Source organism: Brucella pituitosa (assembly GCF_003049685.1).
In the GTDB taxonomy this organism is placed as follows: domain Bacteria; phylum Pseudomonadota; class Alphaproteobacteria; order Rhizobiales; family Rhizobiaceae; genus Brucella; species Brucella pituitosa.
Genome location: NZ_PYSY02000001.1, coordinates 200,185 through 215,318 on the forward strand (window position 1 = coordinate 200,185; position 15,134 = coordinate 215,318).

The window sequence follows — 15,134 nt, forward strand, 5'->3', positions numbered from 1 at the left end:
TCATTGAAACGCCTTTCGTGGATCGAATGCATCGCGTGTTGCTTCACCGATGAAGATCAGCAGCGACAACATCAACGAGATCACCACAAAGCCGGTAATACCGAGCCATGGCGCTTGAAGGTTGTTCTTGCCCTGCGCGAGGAGTTCGCCGAGCGAAGCAGAGCCCGGAGGCAGGCCGAAACCAAGGAAATCAAGCGAGGTGAGTGTGGTGATGGAGCCGTTCAGGATGAACGGCAGGAAGGTCAGTGTCGCGACCATGGCGTTGGGCAGAAGATGCCGCCACATGATCGTGCCGTTCTTCACGCCGAGCGCACGCGCCGCATTCACATATTCGAAGTTTCTGGCGCGCAGGAATTCCGCACGTACCACGCCAACGAAAGCCACCCATGAAAACAGCAGCATGATGCCGAGCAACACCCAGAACCCGGGCGGTAATATCGCTGCGATAATCAGCAGCAAATAAAGCACGGGGATCGAAGACCAGATTTCGATGACGCGCTGGAATATAAGATCGACCCAGCCGCCGAAATAGCCCTGCACGGCACCTGCCGTCACGCCAATGATGGCAGAAAAGAACGTCAGGATCAGGCCGAACAGCACCGAAATGCGGAAACCATAAAGTGCACGCGCAAAAACATCGCGTGCCTGATCATCGGTGCCGAGCCAGTTGAAGTTGCCGACAATGCAATTGGGATCGTTCACGCCTTGCGGATAACGCTGGCAGCGCTGCTCTTCGGTGTAAAGCCAGAATGGCTTTGAAGGAGCCGCTTCCGGAATGTCGTTATTGACAGTGTTGTAGGAGTAGCGGACCGGCGGCCAGATGGCCCAACCATTATTGTTGATCTCGTCCTGAATGACGGGATCGCGATAATCGGTCACGGCATAAAAGCCGCCAAATTTCTCTTCCGGATAGTCGACAAAAACCGGCGTCAGCAATTCGCCCTTATAGGAAACGAGAATGGGGCGGTCATTGGCGATAAACTCGGAGCAGAGCGCTGCAACAAGCAGAAACAGGAAAATCCACAGCGACCAGTAACCGCGTTTATTGGCTTTGAAATTCTGCCAGCGGCGACGGTTGAGCGGCGAAAGGAATGGACGCTTCACAGGCTTTGCTACCGGGGCAGCCGGGGTGAGGGTGGTATCTGTCATCACACATCCCTCCGGTCAAAGTCGATACGCGGATCGATCCATGTGTACATGAGATCGGATAGGAGGCCGACGAGAAGCCCGATCAGCGAGAAAATGAACAGATTGGCAAAAACGACCGGATAATCGCGATTGATAATCGATTGATAGCCAAGCAGTCCCAGCCCATCGAGCGAGAAGATGGTTTCAATTAGCAGAGAGCCGGTAAAGAAGGCCGAGATGAAAGCGCCCGGAAAACCGGCAATCACAATGAGCATCGCATTGCGGAACACATGGCCGTAGAGAACCTGATTTTCGGTCAGGCCTTTGGCGCGCGCCGTCGTGACATACTGCTTGCGGATTTCTTCCAGAAACGAGTTCTTGGTCAGAAGCGTGGTGGTGGCGAAGGCCGAAAGCACAAGGGCTGTGACGGGCAGGACCATGTGCCAAAGATAATCGCCGATCTTCCCCCAGAACGACATCTGCGCGAAATCAGGTGAGGTCAGACCACGAAGCGGGAACCAGTCGAAAAACGAACCACCTGCAAAAAGCACAATCAGCAGGATCGCGAACAGGAAGCTTGGAATTGCATAGCCCACGATGATGATCGCGCTGGTCCAGGTATCGAAACGTGTTCCTTCCTTGATCGCCTTGCGAATGCCAAGCGGAATCGAAATCAGATAGGACAGGAAGGTGAGCCACAGACCGAGCGAAATCGACACCGGCATCTTTTCCTTGATGAGGTCAATGACGCTGATATCGCGGAAATAGCTGTGCCCGAAATCAAAGCGCATATAATTCCAAAGCATCAGGCCGAAGCGTTCAAGTGGCGGCTTGTCGAAGCCAAATTGCTTTTCAAGATCAGCGATGAATTGTGGGTCGAGACCCTGTGCACCACGATATTTGGAGTTAACCGAGCCGCTATCCATGCCACTCTGGCCGAAATCGCCGCCGCCACCGGAAAGGCGGTCCAGCGCATCGCCGCCCTGACCGGAAAGCTGTGCGATCACCCGTTCAACCGGCCCACCGGGGGCAAACTGAACGACGGCAAAAGATATGGCCATAATGCCCAGGATAGTCGGGATCATCAGGAGAAGGCGGCGTAAAATATAAGCGCCCATCAGCTCTCAGTGCTCCGGATGTTCAATATGCTCTTATGGCCTGCCAACAGCTTTTGCCTTCTTGTTCTTCGAGATTATGACGCTTCTCATGAGCATGATCTGATCCGAAAACCGGTTCCTATTTTTCGGGATCACGCTTTAATCCACCAAAGCGTCTCGACCGGAAAGCCATAATCGGGCTTTGGCTCCTTGAAACCAAAACGATCCCAATAAGCTACCAGGTGATTCGCTACCGTCCAATTTGGAATCCACTCAAGCCTGATACGCAAGTACCGATCAAGCACCCTGATCGTTGCCACCAACTCGTCTCGCGTGGAAACCTTGCCCACATCCTCAATCAATGCGTCGATAATAGGGTCAGATGTACCGGGGAGATTATAGCTGCCGGGCGTTTTGGCCGATTCTGAACCGAACATGCCCGCAAGTGACTCCTTGGTCGGCGTTGCGCCGAACTGGATCGCCATTCCAACCATGTCATAATCGAAATCCTGAATGCGAGCCTGATATTGGCTCGGGTCCACCAGCCGCACACTGGCATCGATGCCGATGGCGCGCATCTTCTGAACGAGAGGATTGTAGACACGATTGAGAGATTCAGAATTGCTCAGAATTTCGAGCGTGAACTTTTCGCCGCTCTTGCTGTGAAACTGGCCTTTGCTACGCTCAAAGCCTGCAGCTTCCATCAGTTCAATAGCGCGTGAAAATTGCTTGCGATCACGGCCAGTACCATCTGAAACAGCTATGACAGAAACTTCACCAAAAGCTGCTTCAGGAATTTTGCCACGATATCGTTCAAGCACCTTCAGTTCATCAGCCGTCGGCAGGCCCACGGCCTGAAAGTCTGAACCGTTGAAGTTGGATTGCGACCGTTGATAGGTATCATAGAACAGGTTTGCGTTGGTCCACTCGAAGTCGAAGCACAGATTGATCGCTTCGCGCACGCGCGGATCGCGGAAACGTTCGCGGCGCTGGTTGATCGCCCAGGCCTGCATGAGCGGGCGCTTTTCCCTTGGAAATGTGCGTTTGATGACCTTGTTCTGCTGAACGGCAGGGAAATCATAAGCCGTGGCCCAGTTCTTCGCTACGTTCTCGGATCGAAAATCGATGTTGCCCTTTTTGAAGGCTTCGAATTCTGGCTGTCGATCACGGTAGAACTCAATGCGGATGCGGTCGAAGTTGCCGGAGCCGCGCTGCACCGGTAAATCCCTGGCCCAATAATCCTCTACACGGTCATATTCAATCGCTTGCCCCGCAGAGATTTTACCGACGCGATAAGCACCGGATCCAAGGATCGGCTCCAGGCCTGTCGCATCGAAAGAACGCTCCTTGAACCAGTCTTTTGAGAGGATTGGCAGTGTAACCGCGTCGAGAATGGCATTGGGGCCGCGTTCAGCAGAGAAATGCATCTGCACTTCGCTTTTGCTGATTTCTTTCACGGCTTCGAGTGCTGCAAGTATCTGCCTTATTTGCGGATGGCCCTTTTCCTTGAGCGTCTCGTAAGTGAACACGACGTCCTTTGCCTCAATTGGCGAACCATCGTGAAAACGAGCTTCCTTACGTAGCTTGAAGAGACAGGTCTGACGATCTTTGGACAGCGTCACACTTTCGGCAATCAAACCATAAACAGCATCAGGCTCATCAAGAGCTGCCGCCATCAACGTGTCAAATGTCAGCTCCATGCGCGGCGGTGCATCACCCTTGAAGGCCAGTGTGTTGAGCGTATTGAAAGTCTCTGTGTTCTGATTCCATACCCAGGTGGATGGGGCCAGCGTGAAGGTGCCGCCTTTGGGCGCATCCGGGTTCACGTAGTCGAAATGGGTGAAATCGGGCGGATATTTCAGTTCGCCGAAGGCAGATAAACCATGCAGGGGCTTGTCTGTGGGAAGCTTTGCAAAAGCTTCTCCTGGAAGGCAGGCCGCGAGAGCGGCGCTGCCTGAAAGTCCGAGAAAATGGCGGCGGTTGAGATGAAAGCCCGGCATTGGAAGGCGTCCTTAAAGCATTTTCAGCAAAAGTGCGAAGCGGTTTTGCGTAGGATAATGCGTAAAAACAAATAGATAGAGCGGTTTCAACTATTCAATCTTAATTGAGGCCGCTCTAGTGTGGTGGATTTGAAGTTCCTATCATTTGTGTTGCATCCACGTTTAGGAACTTCAAATCCGTAAACCACACTAGATTCAATATACTACTAGTATGGCTTGGAACCCGAAATTCGTTCAAACGGTTGCTTTATGGCGTGACGAATTTCGGGGTCGCCATACTAGTTGGAGCTGTTTTTAAGCTTGGCTTCCTTCGCGGGGTCTATCCACCACGAAAACGGATCAATCCCTAGATAATCGGGCTGCTTTTCCGGCATGCCGAATTTGTTCCAATAGGCGACGTTGATGTGGTCCGAATACCATTGCGGAATGACGTAATAGTTCCACAGCAATGCGCGGTCGAGCGCATGGCTGGCTGCCACCAGCTCATCACGATCCTTGGCATAGATGACGCGGTCGATCAGCTTGTCGATGGCCGGATTCTTGATACCTGAATAATTGCGGCTTCCTTTGAAGTCAGCAGCTTTCGAACCCCACATATCGCGTTGTTCATTGCCGGGAGAGGCTGTCTGTGGGGTCAGGGACGATACAACATCATAATCGAAATCATTCACTCGGGCCTGATATTGTGCTGCATCAACAGTGCGGATCTGCGCATCAATGCCGATTTTCTTCAGGTTCTGGATATAGAGATTGTGCACGCGCTCGAAGGCGCCACCGTCATTCAGAAATTCGATTGTGAACTGCTGGCCACTGGCATTAACAAGCTTGTTGCCCTGCAGTTTCCAGCCTGCTTCGCTAAAAAGCTGCAGTGCCTTGCGCAGATTATCGCGTGTTGCCTGTGGTGTGTCATAAACCGGCAGCTTGAATTCTTCCGTCAGTGCTTCCGGCGGAAGCGAATCCTTTACGGTTTCAAGAATTGCCTTTTCTTCCGGCGTGGGTGCGCCGCTCAGCTGCAGCTCGTTGCCTGCGAAATAGCTGTTGATCCGGTTGTACTGATTGAAGAACAGCAGGCGGTTCATGGATTCAAAGTCGAAAGCATAAGTCAGTGCCTGCCGCACTTTCGGGTCTTTGAACTTGTCCCTGCGGGTGTTGAGGAAATAGCCCTGCATACGGCCAACGGCGTTGAACGGAAAAGACTCCTTGACGACATCGCCGCGCTGCACCGCTGGGAAATTATACTGTTCCATCCAGCGCTGAATGCGGTTTTCCTGCCGGTAGTCATACTGACCACCTTTCTTGAAGGCTTCCCATGTTGCATCTTCGCTTAAATAATATTCGTAGCGCACTTCATCGAAGTTGTTGCGCCCGACATTGACCCCGAGGTCCTTGCCCCAGTAATCGGCAACACGTCCCCATACGATAGAGCGACCCGGAACCATGCTCTTGATCTTGTAGGCGGCCGATCCGAGTGGAATCTCCAGCGTGGGACGGCTGATGTCACGCTGCTTGCCTTGCGCGTCCTTGCCTTCCCACCAATGCTTGGGCAGGATTGCGAGCTGTCCCACGATCTGCGGCAGTTCGCGGTTGCCTGTCTGAGAGAAGGTAAACTTCACCTCATGGTCGCCGGTCTTCTCGGCTTTCTCCACATCACCATAATATTTGTTATAGAGCGGTGACTGCTTCTTGAGAATATCAAATGACCAGATCACATCTTCAACGGTAATCGGCTCCCCATCGTGCCACCTGGCATCGGGATTGAGCTTGAACTTCACCCATGAAAAGTCGTCGGGATACTGCAATGCCTCAGCGATCAACGGATATTGCGTTGAGCCCTGATCGAGCGCATCGGTCATCAATGTATCGTAAAGCATTCCGCCGCCGAAATCGGCGAGGCCTGCTGCGGCAACACCCTGAACCACGAATGGATTGAGACTGTCGAACGTGCCGACGGCAACCTGATTGAGGACACCGCCTTTGGGTGCATCAGGGTTCACATAGTCGTAATGCTTGAAATCAGCCGGATATTTGGGCTCGCCTATGAGGCTTGAGGCATGTCTCCATTGCGGCTCGGCATCTGTTGCGTAACTAAACGATACCGTGCTTGCCAGCATAGTGACCGCAAACGCTCCCGCCCAAAAACCTCTCATCCAGCATCTCCGTTTCTGCTTCGGATATTGTGGGTGCGATTTTTAGGGGTTTTTGCGGAGGAAGAAAGGCACATGTTGAAAAAACATGCGGGCAATAAAAAAGCCGGGTCTAAACCCGGCTTTTTCTCGATATCACAATGAGCCTTAGGTGGCCAGTTTAGTTGGCAGGTGCTGGCTGTGCCGGAGCTTCGCCGTTGCCCGCAGGAGCCTGCTCTGCAGGTTTTTCAGCTTCACCTGCAGGTGCCGTACCTTCAGGCTTTGCTTCGCCGCCATCTGCCGGTGCAGCATCAGCTGTTGGAAGTGGCGCTGGATTGTCGGACAGTGTGCGCAGATAAGCGATCAGATCGGCGCGCTCATTGTCCTTCTTGTCGCCAGCAAAGCCCATGGCCGTGCCCTTGATGAAGCCCTTTGGCGAAGTGAGGAACTTGTTGAGATGTTCATAATCCCACTTGTTGCCGCCCGCACCAAATTCCTTCATCGCAGCTGAATAGCCAAAGCCTTCAACGGAAGCAGCCGGGCGGTCCAGAACATCCCAAAGATGCGGTCCGACCTTGTTGGCACCACCCTTTTCGCCTGTATGGCATGCCGCGCAACGCTTGAAGACGGTTTCGCCGCGTGCCGGATCAGCGGATTGCAGCAATGTAGCAATCGACACTTCTTCCTTGGCTGGTGCAGCTTCCCCACCAGTCGAAGCCTCTGCTGCTTCGATTATGAAACCTGGCTTCTCAGGGGCTGGCGCATGAAACAGCGTGTCGGACAGAATGCCCGTCGTCATGACAACAAAAACCGTTGCCAGAAAAGCCATGATAAACTTATTAGTCCGGGTTGAATTCATCGCCGGTCAGCGCTCCCTCTACTCAACGCCCTCCAAAGCCGGCATGCAAAACCTGTGTTAAAAGGCTGGCAAGTCTCTCCCCGGCGTCGGGCGGAAACTAGGTCTTTTACAGGGGTGATGCAACACCTATAAGGGGTTCTAGACCCGTGACTTTTTGACACTTTTGCTGCATTTGCTGTGCAGATAAAGATCGCCAGAGGGCTTCGACAGACTTTCTACGGCCAAATTAAACACCAAGAGGCGATCATGCTTCAGACTTTGAAAACACTGACACTTATACCGGCGCGGATGGCTTCAACGCGCCTGCCAAACAAGCCGTTGGCCGATATTTGCGGCAAGCCGATGATCGTGCATGTGGCAGATCGTGCGGCGGCAGCATCTCTTGGACGCACCGTGGTTGCGACCGATAGTGACGAGATTTTCGCAGCTGTTCGGGCGCATGGTCATGAGGTCATTATGACGCGCGGCGATCATGAATCGGGTTCTGACCGTATTTATGAGGCGCTTCAGAAAGTCGATCCACAGGGTGAGGTGGAGGCGATCATCAACGTACAGGGCGATCTGCCGACGATCGATCCGGAAACCATCCGCCGCGCGCTGCGGCCGTTGGAAGATGGGCCTGCCGATATTGCGACACTGGGTGTTGAAATCACACTGGATGAAGAAAAGATCAATCCGAACGTGGTGAAGATCGTCGGTTCACCACAGCCCGGTGGCGAACGTCTGCGTGCGCTGTATTTTACCCGCGCCACAGCACCTTACGGCGATGGCCCGCTCTATCATCACATTGGGCTTTACGCTTATCGCCGTGCGGCGTTAGAGCGTTTTGTGAAGATTGGGCCGTCTCCACTTGAAAAGCGCGAAAAGCTGGAACAGCTGCGTGCACTTGAAGACGGAATGCGCATTGACGCAGAGATTGTCAGAACAGTCCCGCTGGGCGTTGATACGCAGGCTGATCTTGACCGGGCACGTGAAATTATCGCAAAGGGATTGTGATAAACACGCTTCGATTGTTGCGGAGCATTTGAGAAAGTACGAACACGATGAAGACCAACCGGATTTCCTTTCAGGGTGAAGCGGGCGCCAATTCCGATACGGCTTGCCGCAACATGTTTCCCGATATGGAGCCTTTGCCGTGCCCGACTTTTGAAGATGCGTTTAATGCGGTTGAAAGCGGCGCCGCCGATCTTGCGATGATTCCTATTGAGAACACGCTTGCGGGTCGTGTTGCTGATATTCACTATCTGTTACCGCTTGCCGACATGCACATTGTTGGCGAATATTTCCTGCCGATCCATTTTCAGTTGATGGTTCTTCCCGGTGTGAAACGTGAAGAGATCAAGACTGTTCACAGCCATATCCATGCGCTGGGCCAGTGCCGCAAGGTTATCAGGCAGAATGGCTGGAAGCCGGTGATTGCGGGCGATACCGCAGGCGCCGCCCGCCTTGTGGCTGACATGAAAGATCGCTCAATGGCAGCGCTTGCGCCAAGCCTTGCGGCCGATCTCTACGGTCTCGATATTCTGGAAGAGAATGTCGAGGACGCGGAAGATAATGTGACTCGCTTTGTCGTTCTGTCGAAGACGAAGAAATGGGAGCCGCGCCCGGAAAAAGACGAGCGGATTATTACCACTTTCGTCTTCCGTGTACGCAACGTGCCCGCCGCGCTTTATAAGGCAATGGGTGGCTTTGCGACCAACGGCGTCAACATGACCAAGCTCGAAAGTTATCAGCTGGGCGGCCGGTTTATCGCGACACAATTCTATGCGGATATTGAAGGCCACCCGGAAGACCGGAATGTGCAGCTTGCTCTCGAAGAGCTTGAATTCTTCACCAAGGAAGTGCGCATTTTAGGCGTCTATAAGGGCAGCGATACGCGCGGCACGCAGCTGCTGGCAGCGGAGTAATTAGAGCGCATCCCGAAAGCCGTTTCACACTTTTCGGGATGCGCTCTAATCTTCTGCCCAGGCTCTGATCAGATGGGTTGCGATGGCTCCGGTTGCCGGGACGCGCAGCTCATTTTCATGTGTGCCAGCAAGCATGGCGCGCACTTCAGATTTCTCGAACCAGCGACCGTCTTCGAGTTCCGAGCGGTCGATTGCGAAATCGTCTGACAGCACTTCGGCATGGCAACCGATCATCAGCGAATAAGGAAATGGCCATGGCTGGCTCGCGTGATAGCCAACGCGGCCGATCGACAGGCCCATTTCTTCAAAGCTTTCGCGACGCACGGCGGCTTCGATCGTCTCGCCATGCTCGATGAAGCCTGCAAGGCAGGAATAGGACCCGGCGGCAAAGTGGGCACTGCGTGCCAGAATGCATTTTTCACCACGAATGGGCAGCATGATCGCGACCGGATCGGTTCGCGGGAAATGCTCGGCTCCACAATTCGGGCAGACGCGTTTTGCACCACCGGCGCGCATTTCGCTTTTTGTGCCGCAACGTCCACAAAAACGGTGATTGCTATGCCATGCTGTTAAAGCAGCAGCCTGCGCCAGTGCACCGACGATATCAGCGGGCACGAGGCCTTCCATATAGATGCTGCGATAGTCCTGTGCCTTATAGGGAGCCTCAAGCTGTTCCGGATCAAGCGGAGCCATGACTGCCACCAGCGGTGCACTGTCCTGCAACCCCAGCAGTACCGGTTCATGCAGATCACACGAAAAAGCCTGAGCCTCTTTCAGTGTAAAGAGTGCGCGCGGAGCGCTCTCATTTGTGTAATCGAGCAACAGCCTGTTGCCGCCCAGAATCATCACCCGCGTTTCTGGCAGTTCCAGAGCGGTGAAGGCCGAATCATCTTGTCGCTTTTCGGAAAGACGGTCGATGCGGTTGCCAGCAAAGCCGACGAGACGGCTCGGTTCAATTTCCGGCAGGTCGTAAAGGCGAAAAGCCATGATTTTCTCTGGAATGTGTTCTCGGGAGTGGTTTTTTGGGGGAATCAGAGCGCTGCGCGGATCTTTTCGATCAGCGCATATGCATCGGCATCATGATAAGTTTTGCGGGTGCCATGGCCCCAGACAGGGCCGGGCCAGCCAGCATCGCCCTCATTGCGCGCAATGACATGGATGTGGAGTTGGCGGACAATATTGCCCAAAGCGCCGGTATTGATCTTGTGGCAGTCGGTTGCCTTCTTCAGCGCTTGCGAGACAATCGCGGCTTCAAAAGTCAGCATTGTCTGATCGAGTGGCGTCATATCGTGAATTTCGGCAAGTTTCGCACGGCGCGGCACGAGGATCAGCCAGGGCCAGCGCTGGTCATCCATCAACCGCAGCTCGCACAAGCCAAGCTTGGCGACTGAAAAAGTATCGGCATCGAGCCGTTTATCGAGTTCAAACTGTTCCATATTAGAATTATTATCATTTTTTTCTTCTCTATGCTCGCTTTTTGCACGGTGTCCTCCTTGCTTTTTGCTTCGTAATTGACGATATGCAGCGTGGGAGGTTGGTGGTGGACGAGCCACTCGCCAACCGGGTCAGGTCCGGAAGGAAGCAGCCCTAACGAGCCAGGCACGGGTCGCCGTGCCAGCCTCCCACCTTTCTTTTACAACGTTAGAGTACCGTGTGCCTTTTTAGGCGCTAGACAAGGACGCTCTAAGCTATTGATCCATGCATCGTGCTTTCCAAAAATCGATACCGATTTTTTGGCGGATGCTGCAATGGCTGTTGATTGGCAGTAAACCGCTGTCGAAGACACTTTCGTCTCCGGTCCAAACTGTTTAGAGTTTTAGGATCGGAAAGAAGCGAACAGGGAACGGAAGGGTCGCAATGGACACAAAATCCGAAACTGGCGCTTATCGCGTTCTCGCCCGCAAATACCGTCCCCAGAATTTCAATGATCTGATCGGTCAGGAGCCGATGGTTCGCACGCTGAAAAATGCGTTCGAGACCGGCCGTATCGCACAGGCCTGGATGTTGACCGGCGTACGTGGTGTGGGCAAGACCACGACAGCGCGTATTCTGGCGCGCGCGCTTAATTACAAGACTGATTCTATCGATCAGCCGACAATTGATCTGTCCGTTATGGGCGAGCATTGTCAGGCGATCATGGAAGGCCGCCATGTCGATGTAATCGAAATGGATGCGGCGTCGCATACAGGTATCGACGATATTCGCGAGATTATCGAGCAGGTGCGCTATCGCCCTGTATCGGCGCGTTACAAAGTCTATATCATCGACGAAGTGCACATGCTCTCCAATCAAGCCTTCAACGGTCTGCTGAAGACGCTCGAAGAGCCGCCGCCGCACGTCAAATTCATCTTCGCAACCACCGAAATCCGTAAAGTGCCGATCACGGTTCTGTCGCGCTGTCAGCGTTTTGATCTGCGCCGCATCGAATCGGGGACCCTGGCCGCTCATCTCCGCCGCATTGCGGAAGCCGAACAGATCGAAGTCGATGACACATCGCTGGCAATGATTGCGCGTGCGGGCGAGGGCTCTGCGCGCGATTCTCTTTCCATTTTCGATCAGGCCATTGCCCATGGCGCGGGCCATGTGTCGGCAGAAGCCGTGCGTTCAATGCTCGGCCTTGCCGATCGCGCCCGCATTATCGATCTGTTTGAAATGTTGATGCGTGGCGATGTGGCCGGTGCTTTGACGGAATTCCGCGCGCAATATGATGTCGGTGCTGACCCATCGGTGGTGCTGACTGATCTTGCTGATTTCAATCATCTGGTCACACGTCTGCGGTTTACGCCGGATGTGGCGGAAGATGTGTCGCTTTCGGAAGACGAGCGCGTTCGTGGTCGCGACTTCTCGCAAAAACTTTCGGTGCGCGTGCTTTCGCGTACATGGCAGATGCTGCTCAAGGGCATTGCGGAAGTGGATACGGCAACGCGGCCAGTGCAGGCGGCGGAAATGCTGCTGATCCGTCTGGCGCATGCCGCCGATCTGCCAACGCTCGATGAAGCGTTGAAAGGGTTTGAAAACGGCTCTGTTTCTGCACCGCGTCAGCAACCTTCGGGCGCTGCAAGGTCAAATGCCGGCTCTCAGCCTGAGGCACGCGCAAGTGCGGATGCAATCGCCTCTTCCATGATGCCTGCATCGGGCGGCCCTGCGACTGCGATGCGCCTTGTGGAAACGCAGCCGCAGCCAGTACAGCCTCCAGTGCCTCAACAATTCGTCGACAATACGCCGCAGCCTTCGGTTCCGATCAGCAGCCTTGCCGATATCGTCGCATTGGCTGACAAGTATCGAGACATGCAGTTCAAGATACTGGTCAAGAACTGCGTTCGATTGTCATCCATCGCCCCCGGACGGCTTGAAATCGGCTTGACCGACGATGCCCCGAAATCATTGCCGAGCGATATCTCGCAGCGCCTTCTTAACTGGACCGGCATTCGCTGGGTTGTGACGGTTGCACGTGATGTTTCGGGACAGACGGTTGCGGAAGCTGAAACCGAGCGTCGCGACAACCTCGTGACTGACGCGCGTGCTGATCCTGATGTCGCCGCTATTCTGGCGGCTTTTCCGGGTGCAAAGATAACAGACGTCCGCATTGCCGTTGCAGAACAGGGCGATGATGACGATATAGACCTTGATACGGTTGAAGACGTGCCCGGCACGCCTTCTGAAGACGACTGAATTCTAAAAGACACTGGAGTGAACCCATGCGTGACATGATGGGCATGATGAAACAGGCGAAGGAATTGCAGGCCAAGATGAAGGCCATGCAGGACGAGATCGCCAATCTTGAAGCAACCGCATCTTCTGGCGGCGGTCTGGTCACGATCACGCTTTCGGGCAAGGGCACTCTGTCGGCTCTAAAGATCGATCCGTCGCTTGCCAAGGAAGAGGACGTGGAAATCCTCGAAGACCTGATCATTGCAGCCCACAACGATGCCAAGGCGAAACTCGAAGCCGAAATGGCTGAAAAGACGCAGTCGCTGACCGCTGGCCTGCCAATCCCCCCGGGCTTCAAGCTACCGTTTTAAGGCGATGAGGGGAGCGACGAAGCTCCCCTACTCAGCTTACTTTTACTCGTCAATTTTCCAAAGCAGCCCAACTTTCTAAAGCAGTATGTCCAAACGTATCGCCGGTCCTGAAATCGAACGTCTGATCCAGCTTCTGGCCCGTGTGCCGGGACTGGGACCGCGTTCTGCACGTCGTGCAGCGCTGCACCTGATCAAGAAGAAAGAAGCGCTGTTGATCCCGCTTGGTGGGGCGATGCAGGATGCTGCCGAAAAGGTGCGCATTTGCTCGTGCTGCGGCAATGTCGATACCTCGGATCCTTGCACGATCTGCACCGATGATCGTCGCGATCCGTCCATGCTGATCGTCGTAGAAGATGTGTCCGATCTTTGGGCACTCGAACGCGCAGGCACCATGAATGTCCGCTATCACGTGCTGGGCGGTCGGCTGTCGCCACTCGATGGCATTGGTCCCGATGATCTCAACATCAAAGGGCTGGTTGAGCGCGTTGCATCAGGCGAAATCAAGGAAGTGATTCTCGCGGTCAATGCGACGGTCGAAGGGCAGACAACCGCCCATTACATCACTGATCAGCTGGCTGATTTCGACGTGCGTGTCACACGACTAGCGCATGGTGTGCCTGTAGGTGGTGAGCTTGATTACCTCGACGAGGGCACACTAGCCGCTGCTCTAAGGGCGCGGACGGCGCTATAAACATTCAATAATTTGGAGACTGGCATGAAGGCTGGCAGATGGAAACGAAGCTTCAAAATCGCTCTCGGTCTGTTCACGGCGTTTGCCATTTCTCCTGCAATAGCAGCTCCTTCCAAAGCACAGGTCGAAAGCCAGTATCGTAACTGGATCGAAAAAGACCTCTGGCCGGAAGCCAAAGCTGCTGGCGTTTCACACCCTGTTTTCGAGCAGGCTTTTGCAGGCGTTACCATCAATTGGAAGCTGCCTGACCTGGTGATTCCCGGCGAAAAGCCAACGACACCCAAAGAGCAGAAACAGGCTGAGTTTGGTGCGCCGGGCAAATATTTCAATGCCAAGACGCTTGGTTCCGTCACCGGCGGCGGCAAGGCTCGGCTTGGCCAGAATGCAGGTCTGCTTAAAAAGATCGAACAGCAATATGGCGTGCCGGGCCGTATCGTTGTTGCCATATGGGGTCGTGAATCCGGCTTCGGTACGGTCAAGATTCCATACAATGCGTTTGAAGTGCTCGGCACCAAGGCCTTCATGGCAACGCGCAAGGACATGTTCCGCAAGGAGCTGATCGCTGCACTTGAGATCACCTCACGCGGCTATATCGCCAATGGTTCGATGAAAAGCTCATGGGCAGGCGCATTGGGCCAGCCGCAATTCATGCCTACTTCTTATCTCAAACATGCCGTTGATTTTGATGGCGATGGCAAGCGCGATATCTGGAACTCGGTACCGGATACGCTGGCATCCATCGCTAACTATCTCAAAATCCATGGCTGGCAGGCGGGGCGCGACTGGGGCTATGAGGTCAATGTGCCTCAGAATATTTCCTGCTCGCTGGAAGGTCCTGATCAGGGCAAGACATTTGCGGACTGGGCGAAACTTGGTATCAGCCGCACCAATGGCAAGGCGTTTCCGGCCAATGAAATGAAGGGCGAGGGCTTTCTGCTTATGCCCGCTGGTCGTTATGGCCCCGCCTTCATCGTCACGCCGAATTTCTACGTCATCAAAGATTATAATATGAGCGACCTCTATGCGCTCTTCATTGGTCATGTCGGTGATCGCATTGCTTATGGCGCAGACGACTTTCAGACCCAATGGGGTAATGTCGGCACCATGTATCGCTCTGACATTCAGGCCATGCAGAAGCGCATGCAGGCGCAGGGCTATGATGTGGGGAAGGTCGATGGTCTGCCGGGATTTAAGACCCGTCGCTCGATTGGTCTGTGGCAGTCGAAAAATGGAATGGCGCCGACCTGTTTCACCCAGCCTGAACTGGTGAAATCCATTCGATAAAATCTGCGCCGGAGTAAGATAAT

The 15,134-nt window shown here is 54.1% G+C and carries 13 protein-coding genes and 1 other RNA gene; 7 read left to right on the forward strand and 7 right to left on the reverse strand.

The features are described 5' to 3' along the window. From C9380_RS00970 to C9380_RS00990, 5 genes are all read right to left on the reverse strand, one after another. The gene (locus tag C9380_RS00970; protein WP_024898309.1) at window positions 1-1,149 is read right to left on the reverse strand and encodes an ABC transporter permease; all 1,149 of its coding nucleotides are present in this window, start codon (window positions 1,147-1,149) and stop codon (window positions 1-3) included. Further along, complete coding sequence (locus C9380_RS00975) at window positions 1,149-2,246, reverse strand: microcin C ABC transporter permease YejB (protein ID WP_024898308.1); 1,098 nt, start codon at window positions 2,244-2,246, stop codon at window positions 1,149-1,151. The genes C9380_RS00970 and C9380_RS00975 overlap by 1 nt, the downstream gene beginning before the upstream one ends. Window positions 2,247-2,377: 131 nt before the next feature. Beyond that, on the reverse strand, window positions 2,378-4,225 hold the full coding sequence (locus C9380_RS00980) for an extracellular solute-binding protein (protein WP_128092807.1): 1,848 nt from the start codon (window positions 4,223-4,225) through the stop codon (window positions 2,378-2,380). A 278-nt stretch (window positions 4,226-4,503) separates the two neighbouring features. Then, on the reverse strand, window positions 4,504-6,372 hold the full coding sequence (locus C9380_RS00985) for an extracellular solute-binding protein (protein ID WP_111785656.1): 1,869 nt from the start codon (window positions 6,370-6,372) through the stop codon (window positions 4,504-4,506). Between the two features lie 157 nt (window positions 6,373-6,529). Then, entirely contained in the window at window positions 6,530-7,207 is a 678-nt protein-coding gene (locus C9380_RS00990; protein WP_128092808.1) for a c-type cytochrome, read from the reverse strand. Between the two features lie 246 nt (window positions 7,208-7,453). Here C9380_RS00990 and C9380_RS00995 point away from each other — a divergent pair, with 246 nt between their 5' ends. Together C9380_RS00995 and C9380_RS01000 are read left to right on the forward strand one after the other, a co-directional pair. Then, window positions 7,454-8,203 (forward strand): 3-deoxy-manno-octulosonate cytidylyltransferase, encoded by a 750-nt coding sequence (locus tag C9380_RS00995; RefSeq protein WP_128092809.1) that lies wholly within the window; start codon window positions 7,454-7,456, stop codon window positions 8,201-8,203. A 47-nt stretch (window positions 8,204-8,250) separates the two neighbouring features. Continuing rightward, entirely contained in the window at window positions 8,251-9,114 is an 864-nt protein-coding gene (locus tag C9380_RS01000) for a prephenate dehydratase (protein WP_128092810.1), read from the forward strand. Window positions 9,115-9,159: 45 nt separating this feature from the next. On the opposite strand, the gene nudC is transcribed toward C9380_RS01000, so the two are convergent. Continuing rightward, the gene (nudC, locus tag C9380_RS01005) at window positions 9,160-10,101 is read right to left on the reverse strand and encodes an NAD(+) diphosphatase (protein WP_128092811.1); all 942 of its coding nucleotides are present in this window, start codon (window positions 10,099-10,101) and stop codon (window positions 9,160-9,162) included. Between the two features lie 44 nt (window positions 10,102-10,145). Further along, window positions 10,146-10,550 carry an HIT family protein gene (locus C9380_RS01010; protein WP_111785658.1) on the reverse strand — a complete coding sequence of 135 codons (405 nt, stop codon included), beginning with the start codon at window positions 10,548-10,550 and terminating at the stop codon, window positions 10,146-10,148. 93 nt (window positions 10,551-10,643) lie between these two features. Between C9380_RS01010 and ffs the strand changes: the two genes are divergently transcribed. The 5 genes from ffs (at window position 10,644) to C9380_RS01035 (ending at window position 15,111) form a co-directional block, all read left to right on the forward strand. Then, window positions 10,644-10,740, forward strand: an RNA gene (gene ffs / locus C9380_RS01015) — signal recognition particle sRNA small type. A 231-nt stretch (window positions 10,741-10,971) separates the two neighbouring features. Continuing rightward, the gene (locus C9380_RS01020) at window positions 10,972-12,786 is read left to right on the forward strand and encodes a DNA polymerase III subunit gamma/tau (RefSeq protein WP_128092812.1); all 1,815 of its coding nucleotides are present in this window, start codon (window positions 10,972-10,974) and stop codon (window positions 12,784-12,786) included. 26 nt (window positions 12,787-12,812) lie between these two features. Next, complete coding sequence (locus C9380_RS01025) at window positions 12,813-13,136, forward strand: YbaB/EbfC family nucleoid-associated protein (RefSeq protein WP_024898299.1); 324 nt, start codon at window positions 12,813-12,815, stop codon at window positions 13,134-13,136. A gap of 85 nt (window positions 13,137-13,221) precedes the next feature. Next, the gene (recR, locus tag C9380_RS01030; protein ID WP_024898298.1) at window positions 13,222-13,827 is read left to right on the forward strand and encodes a recombination mediator RecR; all 606 of its coding nucleotides are present in this window, start codon (window positions 13,222-13,224) and stop codon (window positions 13,825-13,827) included. A gap of 24 nt (window positions 13,828-13,851) precedes the next feature. Continuing rightward, window positions 13,852-15,111, forward strand: coding sequence for a lytic murein transglycosylase (locus C9380_RS01035; RefSeq protein WP_100558342.1), 1,260 nt, complete (start codon window positions 13,852-13,854; stop codon window positions 15,109-15,111). Window positions 15,112-15,134 lie beyond the last annotated feature (23 nt).

Excerpts from the sequence above, each read along its gene's own strand:
- C9380_RS00970 (WP_024898309.1), bottom strand. The coding sequence starts at position 1,149 with ATGACAGATACCACCCTCACCCCGGCTGCCCCGGTAGCAAAGCCTGTG.
- C9380_RS00975 (WP_024898308.1), bottom strand. The coding sequence starts at position 2,246 with ATGGGCGCTTATATTTTACGCCGCCTTCTCCTGATGATCCCGACTATC.
- C9380_RS00980 (WP_128092807.1), bottom strand. The coding sequence starts at position 4,225 with ATGCCGGGCTTTCATCTCAACCGCCGCCATTTTCTCGGACTTTCAGGC.
- C9380_RS00985 (WP_111785656.1), bottom strand. The coding sequence starts at position 6,372 with ATGAGAGGTTTTTGGGCGGGAGCGTTTGCGGTCACTATGCTGGCAAGC.
- C9380_RS00990 (WP_128092808.1), bottom strand. The coding sequence starts at position 7,207 with ATGAATTCAACCCGGACTAATAAGTTTATCATGGCTTTTCTGGCAACG.
- C9380_RS00995 (WP_128092809.1), top strand. The coding sequence starts at position 7,454 with ATGCTTCAGACTTTGAAAACACTGACACTTATACCGGCGCGGATGGCT.
- C9380_RS01000 (WP_128092810.1), top strand. The coding sequence starts at position 8,251 with ATGAAGACCAACCGGATTTCCTTTCAGGGTGAAGCGGGCGCCAATTCC.
- nudC (WP_128092811.1), bottom strand. The coding sequence starts at position 10,101 with ATGGCTTTTCGCCTTTACGACCTGCCGGAAATTGAACCGAGCCGTCTC.
- C9380_RS01010 (WP_111785658.1), bottom strand. The coding sequence starts at position 10,550 with ATGGAACAGTTTGAACTCGATAAACGGCTCGATGCCGATACTTTTTCA.
- C9380_RS01020 (WP_128092812.1), top strand. The coding sequence starts at position 10,972 with ATGGACACAAAATCCGAAACTGGCGCTTATCGCGTTCTCGCCCGCAAA.
- C9380_RS01025 (WP_024898299.1), top strand. The coding sequence starts at position 12,813 with ATGCGTGACATGATGGGCATGATGAAACAGGCGAAGGAATTGCAGGCC.
- recR (WP_024898298.1), top strand. The coding sequence starts at position 13,222 with ATGTCCAAACGTATCGCCGGTCCTGAAATCGAACGTCTGATCCAGCTT.
- C9380_RS01035 (WP_100558342.1), top strand. The coding sequence starts at position 13,852 with ATGAAGGCTGGCAGATGGAAACGAAGCTTCAAAATCGCTCTCGGTCTG.